The organism is Pseudoclavibacter sp. CFCC 13611, assembly GCF_008831225.1.
In the GTDB taxonomy this organism is placed as follows: Bacteria; Actinomycetota; Actinomycetes; order Actinomycetales; family Microbacteriaceae; genus Pseudoclavibacter_A.
The window spans coordinates 425443-445175 of record NZ_WBKE01000002.1; the positions used below are offsets into that span (position 1 = coordinate 425443).

Annotated in this window: 18 protein-coding genes and 1 pseudogene; 7 read left to right on the forward strand and 12 right to left on the reverse strand. The window is 63.7% G+C overall.

Going from position 1 to position 19733, the window contains the following annotated elements:
* Positions 1–42: 42 nt before the first annotated feature.
* From F8O08_RS06225 to F8O08_RS06235, 3 genes are read right to left on the reverse strand one after another with little or no spacing between them, the layout of a single operon-like run.
* Positions 43–1233, reverse strand: a complete 1191-nt coding sequence (locus F8O08_RS06225) for an acyl-CoA dehydrogenase family protein (RefSeq protein WP_158042856.1) — start codon at positions 1231–1233, stop codon at positions 43–45.
* Positions 1230–2702: a beta-ketoacyl-[acyl-carrier-protein] synthase family protein gene (locus F8O08_RS06230; RefSeq protein WP_225733589.1), complete on the reverse strand. Its 1473-nt coding sequence runs from the start codon at positions 2700–2702 to the stop codon at positions 1230–1232. Before F8O08_RS06230 ends, F8O08_RS06225 begins: the two co-directional genes overlap by 4 nt.
* 8 nt (positions 2703–2710) lie before the next feature.
* The gene (locus F8O08_RS06235) at positions 2711–4264 is read right to left on the reverse strand and encodes a class I adenylate-forming enzyme family protein (protein WP_158042857.1); all 1554 of its coding nucleotides are present in this window, start codon (positions 4262–4264) and stop codon (positions 2711–2713) included.
* Positions 4265–4394: 130 nt separating this feature from the next.
* On the opposite strand from F8O08_RS06235, the gene F8O08_RS06240 reads away from it, so the two are divergent.
* Positions 4395–5249, forward strand: a complete 855-nt coding sequence (locus F8O08_RS06240) for a carbon-nitrogen hydrolase family protein (protein ID WP_158042858.1) — start codon at positions 4395–4397, stop codon at positions 5247–5249.
* A gap of 7 nt (positions 5250–5256) precedes the next feature.
* Here F8O08_RS06240 and F8O08_RS06245 read toward each other — a convergent pair whose 3' ends face one another.
* Together F8O08_RS06245 and F8O08_RS06250 are read right to left on the reverse strand one after the other, a co-directional pair.
* Positions 5257–6300 carry a hypothetical protein gene (locus tag F8O08_RS06245; protein ID WP_158042859.1) on the reverse strand — a complete coding sequence of 348 codons (1044 nt, stop codon included), beginning with the start codon at positions 6298–6300 and terminating at the stop codon, positions 5257–5259.
* Between the two features lie 110 nt (positions 6301–6410).
* Positions 6411–7226 (reverse strand): NUDIX hydrolase, encoded by an 816-nt coding sequence (locus F8O08_RS06250; protein WP_225733590.1) that lies wholly within the window; start codon positions 7224–7226, stop codon positions 6411–6413.
* A 183-nt stretch (positions 7227–7409) separates the two neighbouring features.
* Here F8O08_RS06250 and F8O08_RS06255 point away from each other — a divergent pair.
* From F8O08_RS06255 to F8O08_RS11045, 3 genes and pseudogenes are all read left to right on the forward strand, one after another.
* A pseudogene (locus F8O08_RS06255) lies at positions 7410–7678 on the forward strand (Rho termination factor N-terminal domain-containing protein).
* A 469-nt stretch (positions 7679–8147) separates the two neighbouring features.
* The gene (locus tag F8O08_RS10975) at positions 8148–8336 is read left to right on the forward strand and encodes a hypothetical protein (protein ID WP_263970015.1); all 189 of its coding nucleotides are present in this window, start codon (positions 8148–8150) and stop codon (positions 8334–8336) included.
* The gene (locus tag F8O08_RS11045) at positions 8275–8427 is read left to right on the forward strand and encodes an SDR family oxidoreductase (protein ID WP_263970016.1); all 153 of its coding nucleotides are present in this window, start codon (positions 8275–8277) and stop codon (positions 8425–8427) included. The genes F8O08_RS10975 and F8O08_RS11045 overlap by 62 nt, the downstream gene beginning before the upstream one ends.
* Before the next feature lie 299 nt (positions 8428–8726).
* On the opposite strand, the gene F8O08_RS06265 is transcribed toward F8O08_RS11045, so the two are convergent.
* From F8O08_RS06265 to F8O08_RS06300, 7 genes are all read right to left on the reverse strand, one after another.
* Positions 8727–10370 (reverse strand): response regulator receiver domain, encoded by a 1644-nt coding sequence (locus tag F8O08_RS06265; RefSeq protein WP_158042860.1) that lies wholly within the window; start codon positions 10368–10370, stop codon positions 8727–8729.
* A 1-nt stretch (position 10371) separates the two neighbouring features.
* Positions 10372–13311, reverse strand: a complete 2940-nt coding sequence (locus tag F8O08_RS06270) for an ATP-binding protein (RefSeq protein ID WP_158042861.1) — start codon at positions 13309–13311, stop codon at positions 10372–10374.
* Positions 13304–14356 (reverse strand): DNA cytosine methyltransferase, encoded by a 1053-nt coding sequence (locus F8O08_RS11110; RefSeq protein ID WP_158043016.1) that lies wholly within the window; start codon positions 14354–14356, stop codon positions 13304–13306. Before F8O08_RS11110 ends, F8O08_RS06270 begins: the two co-directional genes overlap by 8 nt.
* A gap of 47 nt (positions 14357–14403) precedes the next feature.
* Positions 14404–14604: a helix-turn-helix domain-containing protein gene (locus F8O08_RS06280; RefSeq protein WP_158042862.1), complete on the reverse strand. Its 201-nt coding sequence runs from the start codon at positions 14602–14604 to the stop codon at positions 14404–14406.
* A 146-nt stretch (positions 14605–14750) separates the two neighbouring features.
* Positions 14751–15344, reverse strand: coding sequence for a hypothetical protein (locus tag F8O08_RS06285; protein ID WP_158042863.1), 594 nt, complete (start codon positions 15342–15344; stop codon positions 14751–14753).
* 641 nt (positions 15345–15985) lie between these two features.
* Positions 15986–16342, reverse strand: coding sequence for a hypothetical protein (locus F8O08_RS10980; RefSeq protein ID WP_225733591.1), 357 nt, complete (start codon positions 16340–16342; stop codon positions 15986–15988).
* Positions 16343–17001: 659 nt separating this feature from the next.
* Positions 17002–17250, reverse strand: a complete 249-nt coding sequence (locus tag F8O08_RS06300) for a hypothetical protein (RefSeq protein WP_158042864.1) — start codon at positions 17248–17250, stop codon at positions 17002–17004.
* Positions 17251–17438: 188 nt separating this feature from the next.
* Here F8O08_RS06300 and F8O08_RS06305 point away from each other — a divergent pair, with 188 nt between their 5' ends.
* From F8O08_RS06305 to F8O08_RS06315, 3 genes are all read left to right on the forward strand, one after another.
* On the forward strand, positions 17439–17768 hold the full coding sequence (locus F8O08_RS06305) for a hypothetical protein (protein ID WP_158042865.1): 330 nt from the start codon (positions 17439–17441) through the stop codon (positions 17766–17768).
* Positions 17769–17813: 45 nt separating this feature from the next.
* The gene (locus F8O08_RS11115; protein WP_158042866.1) at positions 17814–17972 is read left to right on the forward strand and encodes a DNA-processing protein DprA; all 159 of its coding nucleotides are present in this window, start codon (positions 17814–17816) and stop codon (positions 17970–17972) included.
* 507 nt (positions 17973–18479) lie between these two features.
* Positions 18480–19727: a helix-turn-helix domain-containing protein gene (locus F8O08_RS06315; protein WP_158042867.1), complete on the forward strand. Its 1248-nt coding sequence runs from the start codon at positions 18480–18482 to the stop codon at positions 19725–19727.
* Positions 19728–19733: the final 6 nt, after the last annotated feature.

Here is a 19733-nt window from a genome sequence, read left to right on the forward strand (position 1 = left end):
CTGATGAATTCAGTGGGAACGCCCTCTTTCGTCGTCTGACGACTACTGTTCGTCGAGATACTGCGTCGCGAAGACAGGTCGGGCGGCGTCCCACCCGGCCGGATGGAACATCCCCGCGAGCACGTCGCGCTGGAGGCGACTGAGCTCGCTGCCGGCGTCATAGGCACGTGACCCGGACAGACGGATCGCATCCTGCACGACGTTCTTGGCCATCTCGACGGCGCGCAGCTTGCCGCCCACGAAGCGGCGGGCCCAGCCTGCGCCGTGATCGACGAGGGCGTCGAACTCTCTGGTGTACGTCGCCAGCTGCGGCGGCACGGCTTCGTACTCCATCGCCATGTCGGCGATGCGCGCACGAAACTCCGGCACCTCGGCGAGCGACTCCGAAGCCTTTGCCGACCAGCGGCTGCGCAGCCCCTCGACGGCAAGATCGAGCGCCCGCGCGGCGAGGCCTGTGTAGACCGAGGCGATCAGCAGCTGGAAGTTCGCGTTGATGGCGAAGGTGAGCAGGTCGGGGGAGGGGCCGACCGGAATGCTTCGGGTCATGCGGTCGGCGTGCACCAGCGCGTGATCGAGCCGCGTCGACCGGCTCTGGGTCGCGCGCATGCCCAACGGATTCCAGCCGCCCACGGGCTCGGCGCCGCCGTCTTCGCGATTGAGGAACCCGTAGACCACTCGCGGGGCTTCCGGGTCGGTCTGGTCGAGCCCGTGCACCCCCAGCCGCGTCCAGACCGGGCCCAGCGAGGTGAACACCTTCGTGCCGGTGAAGCGATAACCGCCGTCGTCCTGGGGGTCGGCCTCGGTTGTCGACCCGAAGAGCACGAAGTCGTTGCCCGCCTCGCTGATGCCGAAGGCGAAGATCTCTCCCTCAGCGGTCTCTTCGAGCACGAAGTCGTGCGAGTGATCGCCGCGAGCGGCCATGGCGTGCGCCACACCCGTCCAGACCAGATGCATGTTGATGCCGAGAGCCGTCGCGGGTGCGGCCTGCGCCAGGCGCTGCTGCAGCAGCGACACCTCGTGCATGCCGAGGCCGGCGCCGCCGAGTTCGGTGGGCACGAACGCCTTGAGATAGCCGTGTTCGCGCAGCTCGGCGAGATCTTCGTCGAAGAAGACGTTGCGCTCGTCGTAGTCGGCGGCTCGATCATGGATGCGCTGCCAGAGATCGTCGGGCAGCAGCTGCTGCGAGATCTCGGCGAAGCGCGCCTCGCGGTCACGGTGTGCGGTGTCAGTCATCGATTGCCTTTCGCATGGGTCGGCGGCCGGCTGGTTGCCCGGTCGTCTGGTTCTGGGGCTGAGTTTGGGGCTGAGCCTGAGTCTGGGGCTGGGCCTGAGTCTGGATTTTGGATTGGGGCTGAGCCTGAGCCGTCTGCGGATGCGAGCTCACGAGGTCTCCTGGGGGCGAGTGCGGATGCGCGGCGCAGCAGCAGCGAGGCGTTATGACCGCCGAAGCCGAAAGAGTTCGACAGCACCGTGCGCACGTCGACCGGCCGGGCCTGCCCGGTGACGATGTCGTGGTCGGGGAACGCACTCTCGTCCAGATTGATCGTCGGCGGCACCACACGGTCGCGAAGCGTCTGCACGGCGAACACCGCCTCGAGCACGCCCGAGGCGCCGAGCAGATGACCGGTCGACGACTTCGTCGAGGTGATCGGCACCTGCTGTGCCGCCGCGCCGAGCGCGCGGTCGAGGGCCTGCACCTCCATGCTGTCGTTGAGCGGGGTGCCGGTGCCGTGCGCGTTCACGTGATCGACGTCTCGGGGCGCGACGCCGGCATCCTGCAGACAGGCGTCGATCGCCTGCGCCGCGCCGCGCGCCTCGGGGTCGGGCGCCGTCGCGTGCCAGGCATCGCTCGACGCCCCGTAGCCGGCCAGCTCGGCGAGCGGGCGACCGCCGCGAGCCCGCAGACTCTCGCCGGATTCGAGCAGGACGGCCGCGGCGCCCTGCGCCATGACGAACCCGCTGCGGGCGCGGTCGAACGGGCGACAGGCGGATGCCGGGTCGGCCTCGTACCCGGCCGCCAGCGCCCGCATGCGTGCGTTGGCCGAGAGATTGACCGCGTTGAGGCAGTCTTCCATGCCCACGACGAGCACGGCGTCGGCATAGCCGTGGCGGATGCGGCGCATGGCCTCGCCGAGTGCGACCGCCCCGCTCGCGCAGGTGGCCGAGAGGCCGACGGTCGGGCCGTGCAGGCCATAGCGCATGCTGAGCAGGGCGCCGGCGGCGTCGGGCGCGCCGTGCATGGCGACGTACGGGGTGACTCCTCTCGGCCCGCGGGCGTCGAGCGCCCGGGTCTGCTGCTGCACCGTCTCGATCGGGCCAGATCCGGTGCCCACAATGATCTCGGCACGTGGCGCGCCCGGCAGCCGACCAGCCGACCCAGCGTGAGCGAGGGCTTCGTCTGCAGCGGCGATCGCCCACCACAGCACCCGGCTGAGTCGGCGCGCCTCGTGCGGCGGCAGCACCGAGCTCGCCTCGAAGTCGCGAACCTGCCCGCCGATGCGCACAGTCAGGTCGTCGTACGATCCGCCGCAGCCGTCAGGCCCGTGCAGCAGCCCGACGCCGCTGCGCCCCGCGAGCACCGCCTGCCAGGTGGTCTCGGCATCGAGCCCGCAGGGGGTCACGGCACCGAACCCGCTGACAAAGACCGGGCGGCGTGCGCCGTTCTGGGGTGCGCTCACCGCAGGACGTGAGCTCGTGGACACATCTGCGCTCATAGCCGGGTGACCTCCGGTCCGTCGGCCTCGATCAGCTCAGTGGTTTCGGAACGCCGAACCTTGCCCCCGACGGTGCGCGGCAGCCGGGCGACGACGCAGAACCTTCTGGGCACGAACTGCGGAGCCAGACGCCGACGCAGCTCGCGGAGTAGCTCGGCCTTCGTTGGCAGCCCGGCCTTCGTGGGCAGCCCGACTGCGCCCGCATCCCGCTCATCGTGCTCGATGACGGCGACCACGATCGAGCCGAGCGTGCGGTCGGGTACGGCGACCGCGCAGCTGCGCTCGCAGCCCGGGATCTCGGCCAGGGCGCGTTCCACCTCGGGAAGGCTCACCTTGTGACCGCCGGTGACCACGATGTCGCCTGCGCGCCCGACCAGCTCGAGCGCGCCATCCACCAGCCGGCCCTGGTCGTGCACCGTCGCCCAGCCGGCCTCGTCGACGAGATGCTCATCGGTGAGCGCGGCGACATAGCCGGCCGCCGTCGAGGGCACGCGAATGTGCAGCTCGCCGATCTGACCGTCGGGCACCGGCTGCCCATGCGGGTCGCGGATGCTGATCTCGACGCCGTCGTAGAGATGGATGCGGGTGCCGTCGCCGCCGCGGCTGTCGCCGATGAATCCGATCTCGGCGGCTCCGTAGTAGCTGATCAGCGGCACACCGGGAAAGGCCTGCTGCACGCTTTCACGCACGCTCGCCGAGAGGTTGGCGCCGCCGGTCACCAGCAGCCGCAGGTGCTCGGCCGCGGCCGGCTCGTGTCGTGCCGCCTGAGCGATGCCCTGCACCGCAGCCGGCACCGCCACGATGCGTTCGATGTGCTCGTCACGCATGCGCGAGACCAGCGGAATCGGCGAGAACGAGTCGCTCAGCGAGCAGGTGCCGCCCGAGGCGAGCACTTCGAGCAGGGCATAGAGCGTCAGACTGTACGAGATGGGCCCGGGTGCGAGGGTGCGCTCGCCGTCGAGCGCCTCGAGGTAGCGGCTCGAGACGGCGATGTTGTAGCGGTACTCGCGGCGGGTGCGGATGAAGCCCTTGGGCGCGCTGGTCGTACCTGACGAGAACAGCAGCAGAAAGGGCTCGTCGCCGTCGCGGACGGTCGGTGCGCTCGCCGGCGGCAGGGCGCGCGTGAGCTCGTCGAAGGCCGCCGAGGTGATCACAGTGCCCGTCCAGTCGTGCAGCCGCTGCCGCAGCGTGGTCGAGTCGGTGATGACGATGGCCATCTGGGTGCGGTGGATGACGCGCAGCTGATGGTCGACCGGCCAGCGCGGGTCGATGGTCGCCGAGATCGCGCCGAAGCCCGCAAGACCGGCGATGAGACGCCCGGTCTGTGCGGCGTCGGTCAGGCAGATGCCGACGATGGGACGCCCCTGCGCCTCAGGGATGCCGGCTGTCGTCGCGTCTCGGTCGGGGCTCAGCAGATGCTCGACGGCGGCCTGCACTCGGGCTCCGTCGGCGACGAGCTGCCGGTAGGTCAGACGCAGACGGTCGCCGACGATCGCGAGGCGTTCGGGGTGCGAGGCCGCGACCTGCAGCATCGACTGAGTGATGGGCACGGTTTTCTCCTCGAAAGGTGCGCTGAGACGGGCGGCGTTCTGCCTCGATGACGCACACCTTACCCCACCGGCCGCTGCGGGCAGAGCGTCGTGCGGCGACTCGACGCCTGTGCTGTGAGAAGATGACGTCATGTCGACTCCCGAAGACTCTCTCTGGCTGAACAAGACCGTGGTGGTGGTGGCCGCGCAGATCTCGCCGGGACCGGATGAAGCCGAGAACCTGCGCATCATCGAGCGGTGCGTCGCTGAGGCGGCCCGTCGCCGAGCATCCCTCGTGGTCTTCCCGGAGTACGCCTCGTATTTCAGCGGTCGTCTCGGGGCAGACTTCGTCGCCCACGCGCAGCCGCTCGACGGCCCCTTCGTCTGTCAGCTCGCCGAGATCGCAGCGGTGCACGGCATCCACGTGGTCGCGGGCTTCGGCGAGGTCGACGACCAGGATGACCAGCGGCTGTGGAACACCGTGGTCGCGGTGTCGCCCAAAGGCGAGATCGAGGGCATCTATCGCAAGGTGCACTTGTTCGACACGTTCGGGCACCATGAGTCGCGGTATGTGCGACCGGGGCCGCTCGACGACCCGCAGACCTTCGAGGTCGAGGGCATCGTCGTCGGGCTGCAGGCCGGGTACGACCTGCGCTTTCCCGAGATCACCCGGCGCATCGTCGACGCCGGTGCCGAGCTGGTGGCGGTGCCGTCGCAGTGGGTCGGCGGTTCGCTGAAAGAGCTGCACTGGCGCACGCTGGCTCAGGCGCGTGCGATCGAGAACACCGTCTATGTGCTGGCTGCGGGGCAGTCGGTGCCCGACGGCATCGGACGGTCACTGATTGTCGACCCGATGGGCGTGGTGCTCTCGGCCACCGGTGCCGAAGACGCTCTGGTGCACACCGAGATCAGCCTGCAGCGCATCGCCCAAGTGCGTGCCACGAACCCGGCGTTGCTGGGCCGGAGGTTCGCCGTGACGATCGCAGACGAGTCTCAGCAGCACTGACCGACGGTCAGTCGCACTGCCGCTGCAGGTAATCCTGGTTGGCCGTGATGCGGCTCCAGCCGTTCGACGCACGGTAGGTGATGTAGCCGTTCTGCGCCTTGCAGAAGGCGTGCAGCCGGATGTCTTCGCCGCTCGCAGATGCGTCGGATGCGGTGCTCTGAGTGCTGGGAGAGTGCTCGGCATCCTGCTCGTCGGCATCGTGCTCGTCGTCGTGCGAGGTGTCGAATGCGGCCTGCTCCAGCGACTTCTGCGAGACCGCGGTCTCTTCGTCAGCACGCGCCTGCTTCCACTCGGCCAGGTCTGCGGCCAGCGCCGTCGCGCCGGAGCGTGCGGCATCCACCGTCTTGTCGAACAGGGCGGCGTCGACGTTCTTGGTGTCGGTTTGCGTCAGTTTGCGCAGAGCATCACGGCGGCTCTCGACGTCGGGAATCAGCGTGCGCCCCACGTCGCTGGTTGCGTACTCATCGGTGCCGTGGGCGTCGGAGAGTACCTGGTCTGAGGTGCTCAGCACCTTTGGGGCGGTCTCGGCTGCCTGATCGCGCTTGAGCTGGGTCATGCCCTGGCGCAGCGTCGCCGTGCTCTTCGTGAGATCGTCGGCCTGTGCCTTTACCTCGTCGGCGTGGGTGCCGATCGCGTCGGCGTCAGATCGCGTGCTGCACGAGGGAACCGGCGTTGTGGTGGCACTGCTCGCGGCCGGCCGCAGCTGTGCGATGAGCGTCGTGCCATCGGGTGTGGCTGCGTACGCGGGGCCCTCTTCGTCGGCGGCCTCGGCGGGGCGACGGCTCGCGACGTCGGCGTCCGCGTCTGCCTCGTGCAGAGCGGTCTTCGCTGCGGCTGCCGCATCGGTGAGTGACTTCTGCGCTTCGGTCAGAGCAGTCGTGGCTGACGCACAGCGGCCTTCATCACTGCCAGCGCCTGTGTTCAGCTGATCGAGACTGCCGCCGTGCAGGTACCAGAGGTAGCCGCCGCAGACGAGTGCGACGACCAACAGCGCGCTGGCGATCCACCAACCGCCGTTCGCGTGGCTCCTGCTTCTGGCTGCTTGGGCCATGTTCTGTGGTTCCTGTTCTCAGCTCGACATTGCGTGCGACACAGTGACGACCACCGAGTTTAGTCGGCTCGTGCACGGAGCGGTACTCGACCGGCGGCGACCATGCACGATCAGCGGGCGACCTCGAAGCGGCGGTCGGCATCCCACGCAACCGCCCACCCGAGCGAGTCGAACACGCCGGCGAGCAGCATCGCGGTGAAGCCCCAGATCAGATGCCCGCCGAAGTGCGACGCGAGCCGGAAGGCCGGGCCATGATTCGTCTGGCGGCCGACCCGCAGCACCGACGTGCCACGGTGCGTCGGGTCGATCAGCTCGGCGACGGGCACGCGGAACACCTCGGTCGACTCGGTGTTGTCGGCCGCGATCTCGCTCGGGCGACGCCACCAGCCGATCACCGACGTGACCAGATTGTTGCTGACTGGGATGTAGATGTCTGGCAGCGTGCCCAACACGTCGACGCCGGTCGGGTCGAGGCCGGTTTCTTCATTGGCCTCGCGCAGCGCGGTCGCCGCCGGTGACGCATCGCCGGGCTCTGCGCCGCCGCCGGGGAAGGCGATCTGGCCTGCGTGCGCGCGCATCGTGCTCGATCGGCGGGTGAGCAGCACGTCGAGTTCGGGCACCACGGCGCGGGCGTCTGTGGCGTGGTCGGCGGCATCGACCGCGGCGGTCGCGCTGGCGGTGGCGGGCACCTCGTCGAGCTGGCCGAAGAGAATGAGCACGGCCGAGCGGCGTGCGTCGGCCCTCGAGGTCCCGGTGCCCTGCGCAACAAAGGGGATGCGATAGCCGAGCCCGAACTGCGCCTCGAGCTGGTGCCGTGCCTGCTGGGCCAATGTGGTCATGATGACACCATAGGGCAGGGTGCGGCCGCGCCGTGTGGTCGTGTACTCGGAGAGCGAGAGGTCTTGATTCGCGGGGAGCGTCATCATGGGCCATCGCTGTCAAACATGTCAACGGGGTGGTCGTGCGACAGGGCTCCGCTTAGAGTCGGTGGTAGAGACTTCCTCCGGCAGCCGGCAGCACGCGAGTCGATGGGTTTCTCTGCGTAGCCTTCTGCCTGCGTGGCGGGCGCGCAGCCTCCGTAGGACCACACGCAAAGAAAGGAGAGGACGATGCCCAAACGATCATCTGTGCCCCAGCTGAAGGACGAGAAGCTCTACGAACGTTTGCGTGACGAAGGGGCGTCGAAAGAGAAGGCCGCCCGCATCTCGAACGCGGCAGCCAAGGAAGGCCAGTCAAAGCTGGCAAGCGCGGTGGCGAGGCCGGGGACTACGAAGAACGCACCGTTTCGCAACTGCGTGGACGTGCGAAAGAGCTCGGCATCACCGGCTACTCCAAGCTGCGTAAAGCCGAGCTCATCCGCCTGTTACGCGAGCACTGACTGCGGGCGATCCTCGTCTCGATGAAGTGGGCTACGGGCAGAGGAGCGCACCACAACGGGGCACACCTTGACGAACACGTCCAAGCTACAAGTATCCAAAGCCGCCACTACCGGCGCAGAATCAGCTGGACCAGCTGGGCATGACCGCCTCGATGAACCCCAGACCAGATAACGGTGAGGAGAATTACCGCGGCAACGCGAGACTATCGGGTCTGCGGGCACTCATCAGCGGCGGCGACTCTGATATCGGTCGCGTCGTCGCGATCGCTTTTACAGGGGGCAGATATCGCGATCTCGCACCTGCCGCAGGAAGAATCAGGCGCCTCAGAGACTTAAAGATACATTGTAGATGCGGGGCGCAGGTGCCTCAGGCTGCCGGGAGAGCTCCGCTCCTGCAACCCGCATTCCCTTCATTTTGACCGCGTCGATCCAGTTGTTCGATCTGGGATACCACCCGCTTGACTATGCCATGACGAAGGCCAGTCTCGTGGTCTTCACCTGTGCCCTCGCTAAGGAGCAGGGGGAGCGGAGTGAGCGCGTCAACGCGGTTGCTCCGGGACCCATTGGGGTGACTCCCGTCCTGCCACTGGCCGAGAATGACAAGCAGCGTCGCTTCGGCGAGAACGCGCCCGCTCGTCCGCCCCGGCCAGTTCGCTGAGCTTGCGGACACCTGCGTCTACCTGGCCTCGGAAAAGGCCTCCTATGTCTCGGGTGCCGTACGTCCCGTAAAAGGCGGTCGGCATCCGTAGCGAGCACTCTTCTGCAGCACGCTCGTGCGAAGGCGGTCAAGAAGTGATTACCTCCAGATCACACCGAGGGGACTGAAGAGGGGAGTGGTAACGAGAAAACGCCCGTGCCGTGTGCTTGCAAGTGCACGGAGTGCTCTGTCTGGCGAGCTGACCGGATTTGAACTTGCGACCCCTTGACCCCCAGGCGTTCAGAAACTCTTGTTGGACCGAAAATCCGCATGATTCCAAGCCTCAGAGCACGCAGAGCACATCACGGGACTTATGCTTTTCAGGATTCTGGTCCCCCTTTAGTCCCCCCCCTACCACCCCTGTCTTAGAGACTCGGCTTCTTCCAGCCCGACTCGCGAAAACTCGGAAGATAGGCGCTCGACCATGCGCTGCGCATGATCAGCCTTTAAGTCACCTACCCAACGCCAAGACTTACCCCGGCCTTTAACCTTGACTTCTGAGAAGCGGTCGACCTCTCGATACCGGCGACCTTGCACAGTCCCGGAAGGGCCACTCTTAAAGTCACGCATCAGAATTCTCGATGGCTTTGGCACCAGGCGCAATCGCACGTATCCACCCGGATTGTTGCTGTCGCGGACGGTCAGATCGCTTTGAATCCGATCCCCCTCGCTGACAATTTCAAGAGGCAACAAAGGAAACATTCGAGATCCATCGATCCTGACGCTGTCACATAGCGGCTGAACACACACTGCGTACAGACCGTCCTGTTCAACGATGGTTCCAAGCTGAAGGACCGGCGAAGGTTTCGCGTACCGACTCCGAAGTGACATGCGCATGGAAAACAACTGGTCGGAGATTTGTTTCTCCTCCAACGTCTCTACAAACAGGTGAGTGGCCTCCGTCACGAGTTTGCCCTGTTTGCTCTTACTTATCCCGGCGTCCTTTAGTTTTGCCTTCGTCTCCGAACTGAATCCGTCGGCAAGAAGCTGTAGACGAAGCTCGGCATCCATCGATTCGAAGGTCGATATTCCACGCTCTCCGAGCCGGGTTTTGTGGGTCAACCACTCTCGAATTCTCGGTAGACCAACGTGGGAACCAACTTCGTGATCCTGCACAATAGCCGCGAGTTCGGAAGCGATCAAACCTTCAACCTGACGTTCGACGTCTTCTGGATGGGGCAAGGAGACGCGTTGGCCAAGAACAGCAGCGTCGATCTCCGGCCCCAGTGCAGCAAGCAGTCGATGGGCATCATTTCGGATCCCGGACAGTGCAGCAAGCGAGGCGGCTGTCACCAAACCCAGACTATGCCGACTGAATTCCTCAACGACGAGAGACGGCAAGTCAGAGATCGCTCTTCGACGATCAGCAAGCTCCGTCGAGATGCTTCGCACATGCTCCTTCGCGAAGACAGCGACACGGAGCGGGCCGCGACTAAAAGCTACGCGGCGATCATCGTCCCACTTCAGTTCATCTTCGCCGAGGCTCTCTGTCGTCGCCTTCGCGACACGCTCCGCAATTTGCGTAAGGTCAGGCTCGCCCGTATAAACCGTGAGCAGCCGTAGCCGTCTACGGGGCAGCTTCGTATCATTGTGCAAAACTGCTTTGATCAGTTTCTCGGCGGTCGTACCGTTGTCGCTATTGAGATTCCAATCGAGAATCAGCGCGTCCGCACGCTTGGCTGTACCAACGAAGGCTGGCCTGAAGTCCTCGTTCTCCTGTAGCGACTGTGGCGACAAAATAGCGCACGCGAGCGCCTCCTCCGCGAAGCTACGCGACACTTCCTGAACATCAAGCTCATCGCCTTCAACCGAACCACTCGGCGGGATCAACTTGAGTGGTGAACCAATCGATGCATCTTCGACCTCGTCCCAATTTTCATCAGTGGGCAGCGTGGCTTCAGTCTCTCTTCGGAAAGCCTCATCGTCGATCATCAGGATCGTCTGTAGAAACCCCTTTACTTGGTGACGCACGTGAAGCTCGAATCTCGTAGCCATCTCAACCTTCGCTCTCATCAGGGAGGACTATATCGAACCGAGCGCCGCGGTCCGCAGCTGGAGCAGCGAGCGAAATATCCGCACCATCTCTCCGCAAAACCTCACGCGCGACGAACAACCCATACCCCGACCCTGCCGGCTTCTTAGAGAACCCCTGCTCAAAGATGGCCTCCTCATCACCCACGCTGATCCCGGGCCCGGAATCCGTGACAGTGATTAGGCCGGGAACCTTGTCGAGATAGATCACTCGATCGCCCGCGTACCGGTCGAGCCAGTAGATAGCATTATCAATCAAGTTGACTATCACCGGGTAAAGGGTCGATGGGTACATGCGAACACGCATACTCTCGAACGAATCCGAAACCTCTAGTGCGACCTCTTGATCGTTTAGGCGCTTATCGAAAACATCATGAAGGTATCGCTGAACGTCCACACCTCGAATTTCAACAGGCTCGCGATAGAGTCGGCGATGAAGTGGCGTGAAGAGTTTTAGGTATCCGTCGAGATGGTCGAAGGAAACTCTCAAGTCCGAATACAAGGGTCGCAGCCCTGCATTCTGTTGTGCCCACGACCGAAGTCGTCGGAGATTGTCTCGTACAGACTTGACACTGTTCTCGAACTCGTGCGTCACGATGTTGACCGCCATGCCGATCTGTACAAGTTCGAAGTCTTGCGCCGCGCGATCTGTAAGCGCTTCGACGCGGGCCTCTAGCTGCTCGACTTGGTCAACCAAGGAAACCTCGTCGATCGCATCGTCCTGCGACGACCAAGCCACAGCCCTCAACTGGTCCGTGATCGCGGTAAGTTCTTCCGCTTGGGCGGCCGCGACGCTGCGCACTCGTCCTTCGAGGGAGTTCCGAAGTAGAGTGAAAGACTCGTCGGTGATGCCCGAGACGTCGGTCTTGCTGGCCTCCTGAAGAACCCCAACAGCAGCGTCCTCAAGAGCCCGGTGAGCAACTCTGACGGCGTCCTTCGCACGGTCGCCGGTGTCGTTCGCCCGTCTGGTCAGGTCCTGTCTCGCCTCGCCCACAAGAGTCCGAGCGTCTGAAACCGCCTGGTCTACGGCCTGGTCAAAGCGGAGCCTCCGGTGCAGCGCTGCATCAAGGGCAAGACCTGCCTGACCTAGGGTCGACTCGATCTCACGTTCCGCTGGCTCAACTACCGAGGTCAACACTTCGAAACGAGCGGCTTCGTATGCCGCTGAGCGACGACTCAATTCGGCGCTCAGCGCTACGCCACGGGGCCGCTTGACCTGGAGGTCCGAGGCCAGTTCCCGAAGCTTCACTTGAGCAGCCAACTCAGCGCGAACCAGCCGGTCGGCGCCAGTTGAAGGGTCACGGTCGCGTTTCGCCGTGTCGATCGCGGAGACGATGTCCGCTTGGATCTCAGCCACTCGTGTCTCAGGGCGTCGTGTGTCAACGGCGTCAAAAAAACGGTCCAACGCGGCACTATACTCCGAGCGGCGTGCACGAACCTGCTTGCTTCGTGCGCGTCGAGCCTTCTCCATCCGCTCGTTGGCGATGCGTCCGTCTTCGTACATTTCGGCTTGAGCGCCGCCCTCGCGGAAGAACTCTGAAGCGACCTGGAGCAAGAAGTTCTGGAGAATGGCGCGGAATTGTCGATAGGCCTCGTTGGTCGCGAAGCCCTCACGCCCGGCCTTTTCTCGCAAGCGGCTGTTGTTCTCACGTGATATCTCTACTGCACCGAACATCCGTCGATAGGAGAAGAAGTGGTCCGAGGCCGATTTAGTTCGCCGTAGCTCTACGTCAAGCCAGTCAAACCTACTGTCACCGTATGGCAGGACTCTGATTCCGTCTCGATAAATATAGAGCCCGCCGTAGCGGTCGAGTTTTTCAGTGATCAGGAAGTAGTCGTTGGGCTCAAGTCGAGACTGTTTAGCCCGACCTTGGATGTAGGCGAGGTTCAACTTGAACGGACCACATTGGGTCTTGGTGCCACGGGCAGCGTTCCAGGCAAGCGGGAATGTTACCGGCTCACCGCCGAAAATTGAGACCGTTCCAGAGAACTGTCCGTACTCGTCAAACTGTCCCTGGAAGTGATGGTCGGCGTTCAGGAACTCATTCACGGTGAAGAACTCCTGCTCCTCGATCAGGTCGCTAATGTTGTCTGGAGCGCGATGATCTCGAAACACTGTGCGCAGCTCGGGGGCGCTATGGCCCGGAGTCATGGTGTTTGCGAAGCCAATTAGGGTGCGAAGGAGCGGAGCCGCTTCCTTGGGTGTCTGTGGCTCTAGGTCTGCCTCCAGGTCCGGCGATGTCGGCAAGATCACGAACGCAGTACCAGAGTCGAACGACGTTAGATCAAAGCCAGCCATGTTAGCTAACTCGACAAGGTCCGTTTCGCGCCAACGTGAGACATCTAGTTCGATCCGTTCGTAGAGGCCTTCGTCGTCTTCTGTTATGAGCTCACGGAGGTTGGACAGGATCCTTTCCCCCATCTTGCGCACATCGAGGGCCTCACCCTCCGACAGCTCCTCAACGGGTACCACTAGCTCGTCCAAGCCAGCGTGCGCAAGCTCGAAAACTCCCCAATGAATGAGTGAGACAACACGAGGATGCCCGTGTGCTTTCGTCACGACCAGTGTCTGCGGTCCGATTGCAGCAATCGCTAGGCGGCCGATTCCCTTCTCACCCAAGATTGCTCTTCGGGGACCTGCATGATTTCGGGACGCCGAACCCTGCACCGACTTGGACGAGGTTCCAAGCGTGAGCCACCGACCTTCGAAGTCCGCACGGGACATGCCGTCCCCGTCATCCCTGATGACAAAAGCATCTTTGAACCGTATGAAGTCGGCTTCTGCTCTCGCGGCATATGCGTCGTGAGCATTCTTAAAAAGTTCGCTGATTGCACTTGGGATACCAGCAATCTGTTGCCTCCCCAGCATATCGACGGCGCGCGCGCTTGTCTTGAACTCAGCCATCACTATCAATTCCGGCGTCGTTCAAGTGCTCGACGATATGGTCACCCATTGCTTTCGCGACAAGCACGGGAACTGCGTTCCCGATCTGCTTTGTTACGGACTTCAAGCTACCCAGAAACTTGTACTCCAGGGGGAACGTCTGCAACAAAGCGGCCTCGCGTGCGCTGATAGCGCGATGCTGGGTCGGATGCCCATATCTGCCGTTGGTGATGTCTGTGCACTTCGTTGTAAGGACTGGGGCTGTGTCGTCGTACCTCATTCGGCCATAGGCATCCTGATGGCCCTTGCTATTCCGATGACACTCGAGCCACAAGTCGTCAGGCCATTCCGACCGACTTCCACCTTCTGAGAGCGCCATGATTCGACGCATGTTGAGATCCCCGAGCGCCCCCGAACGGTGGAGCGGGTCGTCCGCGTATGTCTCGCCGGCCTGAATAGCGGGTAGTGATCCAATCCAATCCCGCACCGTTGAGTAGGGTCGTCGATTACCTCCGTGTGTTGGGGTGGGCAAGTCGATTTCTCCATGCCGGGACGCCAGCAAGACCAGACGCTTGCGTCTTTGCGGCACACCGTAGTCACGACAGTCGATTACCTCCCACCGAGTTGAATAACCGGCACGTGCGAGGTATCGAAGGAAACGATTCCAAGTCGAACCACCTGGAATCTTCTGTAGCCCTGGAACGTTTTCAACGATGAGCACGTCGGGTATGAGTCGATCCATGAATGGTATGAGAGTGAGTAGCAATGATCGCTCTCGGGGACGGGCCCGTGAAGCGGTCGGACGCATCGAACTGTACGGTTGACACGGAGCGCAAGCGGAAAAAACCAGCGGTGCATCGTGAGGTACTAGATGATCGAAGGCGTCATGAGCAAGTATACGAATGTCGACTTCGTGGAATTCTGCTTCGGGGAAGTTGGCCCGGTAAGTAGCGGACGCCGCGGAGTCAAAGTCGACTGCAGCGGCGATTCTCATACCAGCGTCGCGAAGGCCAGTGCTAGTTCCTCCGCAACCGGAAAAGAAGTCAATGACAGTCGGCGTGGGCATGTGGGGCCCCGCGCTCGTCGACCCCTCCTCCTCTGCCAGGTCTCCGCTCACGCGTTCCCTCCCTTCTGCCCACGTTGAGTGTCCGCTCCGAGGACGTACGAAAGGACATCGGTCCGGAGGAAGCGCCACGCTCGTCCGACATTTTCTCCTGGGAGCGCTCCCGAGTTGGCGAGACACAGGACAGTTTTGGTGCTGACTCGAAGAAGAGCTGCCGCCTCGTCGGTAGCAATGACCTCGTGTTCCGCCATCTTTCCGCAACCTCTCGCTGACGCCTACAACATAGTGTAGCAACGGAGGCAGACACCGCCTCCGAGCCCGCGCAGCAGGCAACCCCAGGCCGAGCCGCAGCGCCTCGGGCCCGTCGCTATCGCTGTCGCTGGACGCTCCACAACGCCTACCGTTGGGGCAGTTCTCCTGGGCCGTCGTTCACGATGTTGATTGAGCCATCCCATTGCGGGTCGAACGCGTGTGTTAGGAACGGAGAGACCTCCTGCGAGGTACCGATCAAGGACCAGAGCAATCCTCGCAGTCGCCATGTCTCCCGTATCAGGTCGAACACGAGATCGATCATTTCCTCGGACGAAACCGGCTCAGGAGACGGCAGAGGTTCGCCCTTCTCACCCTTTCGGCGCCAGAGCTTGAATCGAGCCCAGCGCTCCTCCGAAATGAGATCGTGCCGGAGCGCATCATGCACGAACCTGTTGCGCCGCTCGTAGAGTACTGCTGCATTCTCGATTACAGTCATCGCGAGGGGCTTGATCCGTTTGCTGAGGCGTTCGCTGCTGGAGACGAAATTGGCGCAATCCACCGCCAGCTTCTTGAACTGTTGGGGCGTATCAAGCGCTTCCTCCAGATTGGAGCCGCCGCTCAGTCTCACATACACGTAACGTGCGACGGCTTCCATACTTAACGATTCTCCGAGGATACGACCCCGCAAGAACGTCATCTGATCGGCTAGTGGCAGCGTTTTCACCGCGTCTATATCCATGTGGCAATTATGGCGGAGGTTAACGTCGAGAAGAGAATACCTGTGACGACCAAAGCGGCACTCATCTGGTCTTCCCGAACGCGCGATCGAGATGCTCAGCCGTGACAGGGTTCACGGTCTCGTTGCGCTGGATGTAGTGCTGTATTGTGTTCGCGGGTCTGCGTGCCCGAGGAGCTCGGAGGCGAGGAGGATGCCTTGTGGATCGTTGATGACGGTAGCGACGGTCCGGTAGAAGCGGTGCGGGGTCACGTTCTTATTCTTAATCCCGGTCGCGTCCATCACGTCGCGCAGGAGCCGGCGGATGTTGTTCATTGTGTGGTGTGCCCACTCGCGTGCTGAACAGGAGCACGGCGGGGTCGGTGTCGCCGGTACGGATGAGGCGCGATCGGATCGCCTGCGACGCGAATGATGGCAGTGGAACGCGGCGAACCGAGCGGTGCGTCTTCGGATGATCGTCCCGGCGATCCGCACCGTCGGGTCGGGCCATCCAGATCAAGGTCTTGGAGGCGGATGGCGAGGATTTTGCCGATGCGAGCGGAGGTGCCGAGCATGACCTCGGCGATCTGCCCGAGCGGCCGGTCCTGCTTCGGCCTCGCCAGTATCCGCCGTGAATCCAATTCCTTGATCGCTGTACGGATCTCCTACACCTTGCCGATGGTGAACGCGGCAGGGACGGTCCTCTTCCGATGCAGCCGGGGGACGTGGTTCATTGGGGTGCGGGGCAGGAACTCGTGGCGAATAGCCAGCGCGAGGGCGAGGAGCAGGACGACGCGGGCGTGCTTGGCCCGGCTGTAGCTGCATCCGGCAAGTTGCTTGAGGACGTAGTCGCAGTGTGCAACCCCGATCTCTCGAAGCGTGAGGTCCTTGAAAGCTGGGAGGACAAGAGTGCGCATGTCACGCTCGTACAAGTTCCTGGTGGTTCGTGTGACGCGGTCTTCGATTTCCATGTCTTCGAGCCAGTAGGCGACAAGTTCCGGGAAGAGACTGTCGGTGCTCATGCCGCTGAACCCTGGATGGTAGAGGGAGTGTTCAGCGAACTTCTGTATCAGTTTACGCTCTGCCGTTGCCCGTGTGGGACCTGCGGCTTGGACGAGCCGGCTGCTGCTGTCCCAGTCCCGGTACCTGGCGCCGACCACGTCGCTGCCGTTGGGCTGCGCACGGGTGACGATGATCCCGAGGTACCGGGTGTGCGGGGCCTACCCACACGCGGCCTCCCCGCGCCGGGAAACGTCGCAGCGCCGGACGGGGTGGCGGGCTCGCGCATGGTGTCCATCCAGGCGCGGATGTCGGTGATACCGAAAATGATGCGCTTGCCGAAGCGGGAGGCGCGCGGGCCATTGCCGTTGGTAAGCCAATCGTAGACGGTGGAGACGGGCACGCCGGGGTAGTCAGTGAGTTCGGTGATGTTCAGCAGCGGTTCGAGATGGGGAGGGCTGGCCTGGCGCTCTTTGTTGATCCCACCAGTCTCGAAGCCCCGGTCCGCTGATCGCGAGCGGGCTCAGCCCCGCTTGCCATCAGCGCTTAGCGACCCACTGCGTGGAGGAAGCCGCACCGGCTTCTCCTCCGTCTTCTTGAAGCTGGACTGCGCGAGTTCGCAGCAGTCTCTACGGGGCATACCAGTACCTAACGGCTTCGCTGAACCGGTCCGGTCAAACACCTAGTCACCGTTGCAGCGCACCATCACAAACAGGAACATGAGAAAAGTGAGCCAGCCTGGGCCGCCGTCTTCGATCAGGGTGGTGCAATAGTTCGCGGCGAGCCGGTATGGCGCGGTGAGGAGTATCGCGGGGAGGCCCCATTTCAGACCACGGCCGGTGCAGATCGCGTCGAGTGCGATGTTGGTGGGCAGGTAGCGCCTCAAGTAGTAGCGGGTGTGAGTGCTCAGGCCCCAGAGCAGGCGGACCATGGCGATGTCCTCTCATGGCATGGCCAGGTGACGAGACTGTGCGTAGAGAGTGGCCCAGAAATCCTGCCCGCGAGCGGACGCTAGTTCAAGGAAGAGTCTGCCACCACCAGGCGGACTGCGTAACAGGTGCGCCAGCAGCCCCGGAGCGTCTGCGCGCGCCTACCTAGTACACGATCTTGGAGCCGGGTATGGTCACGGTCACTTCTCTCGCGAAGGATGAGCGCGCGGCTCGGGTCGCGTTGGCTGCGGTGTTGGAGCCGGACGACTCGATGACCGGTCGCATACTGACAGCTGGAGGCGCTGTCGAGACCATCCGCCTCGCGGCTAGCTCGAAGGTCGTCGATCCCGTCGAAGGCGAGCTCTGGCGCAAGATGATCGCCCCGCGACTGGACGTGGTGACGCTCGAGCGAGTACTCACCCGGACCGACCGCTTCGGACTGACGGTGCTTGTGCCAGGCGACCGCGACTGGCCAGCCGCACTGAACGGCCTGGGCGATTGTGCGCCGACGGCGTTGTGAACGCGCGGAGCGCCATCGTTCCCCGCTGACCCGTCTAAGGATCGCGTGAGCGTCACCGGGACACGCGCCGCAACCAGCTACGGCGAGCATGTCACGACAGAGTTGACCTCCAGTCCAGCCGACGCGGAGCAGATTATCGTGGCTGGTGGCGCCCATAGCATCGATGCCGCCGCACACAGAGCCGCGCTCGTCCCTGGTGGGTAGACTCTCGCCGTGGTGGTGGGTGGTCTGGATCGCCTTTACCCGTCCCGGGAACCGCGCGCTGCTGGAACGAGTCCGAGACGTTGGATTGCTGGCCAGTGAGATGGCGCCCCGGTTCCGCGCCGACCAAGTGGCGGTTCCTCGCGCACAATCGCATCCGGGGTGCCCTCTCCGCGGCGACCATCGTCGTGGAGGGTGGGCTACTGGTCCGGTTCCCCCAACGTCGCTGCACGTGCCGCGCGGCTCGGCCGCTCGGTGGGCGCCGTGCCTGGCCCTGTGACCAGTGCCGCCAGCTCCGGCACGTGCCGGCTCTTGCGCTAAGGCGTCGCATTTCTCGTCACGGACACCGCCGCTGTCACGGCCCTCCTCGGCCCGCCCTCAGGGGGTGGGGCAGGCATTCGAGCGTGCACTGAGCATCGCTCGACCTGCTCACTGGCAGGGGCACGCTCTGTAGGTAGCCACTGGTCGGCGGCACCGCCGGTTGTCACACGTGATCCGTATGCTGGGGTCATGATTTTCACCGCCTTGCATCGCGCCCTCGGGGGCGCTCCTGGTTCGCTGACGGACGAGCTGCTGGAGGCCGCGGTGAGCAGCGGTGTCGTGGAGACGAACGATCTGGACTGGAAGTCGGAGCTGCCGCCGGCGAAGGGCCTACCGCAAACGGATTTCCCCAAGGACGTCGCAGCGATGGCGAATAGCGGCGGTGGCGTCATCGTGTTCGGAGTACGCGAGTCGCAGAAGGCCGCGACAGGGCGGGTCGACGTCGGAGAGTTCGATGAAGCGTACGAGCGGTCCCTGCGCTCCGCAGCGATCACCGCTATCTCCCCGCCTGTTTTCGGCCTTAACGTGCACCGTCTCGGAGCTGAGGGTGCTCGCGCTGTCGTTGTGGAGGTGCCGGCAAGCGTCGACGGGCCGCACCTGATCTACCGTAACGACTACTTCGGCGCGCCGGTGCGCAACGACTCCGACACCGTGTGGATGAAGGAACGTCAGATCGAGGCGATGTACCGAGCTCGCTTCGATGAGCGACGCCATGCCAGCGAAGCGCTCGACAACCTGTATGCCGAGACCGCGGGCGGGCGGACCTCGAGTGAACGCGCCTGGCTGATCGCTGTCGCCCACCCACGCGTCCCTCAACTCCACAACCGCTTCACCCGCGACGGCGCCCGCGACGTGCTGAACAAGGCCGAAGGCCTCGCCTTGCTCTACGCCGGACGTGGCGGTGTGCACCCGATGGAGAACGTCGACCGGCACAACCCGCGACCGGGGCTGCGCCGCTGGGTCGCCGTCAACACTGCAACAGGTGACCGATCACTGTGGAAAGAAGCATGGGCGAGTCTCCACCACGACGGATCAGTCACGCTCGCAGCCGCAATCGGCGGCCACCGCATGAGTAGCGACGGGTACTTCGAGGGATCGCAGGTCCAGTCGGACGCGGTCGAGTGCGGCGTCGCCGATCTGATGGCGCTGATCCGAGCGACCGCCGCCGCGACGGGAAACGACGAGTACGAGGTGCGCGTCGGGATCGAGTGGACCGGCTCAGGACCTCTGACGATCCTGACGGTGGACGACTTCGGTCACTCTTACGGCGGTGTCTCCACGCCGCTGCACCGCTACATACCTGTCGAGAGCACCGTGGACGCGGCGGCTGCCGACCTTGACTTCTACTGGCGCGTTCACGACCTAGCCCAGGATTGCGTGAACCAGGGCGGAATCTCGAACGTACGGATGATCCAACCACCGGATCGGACCGAGTAGTCGAAC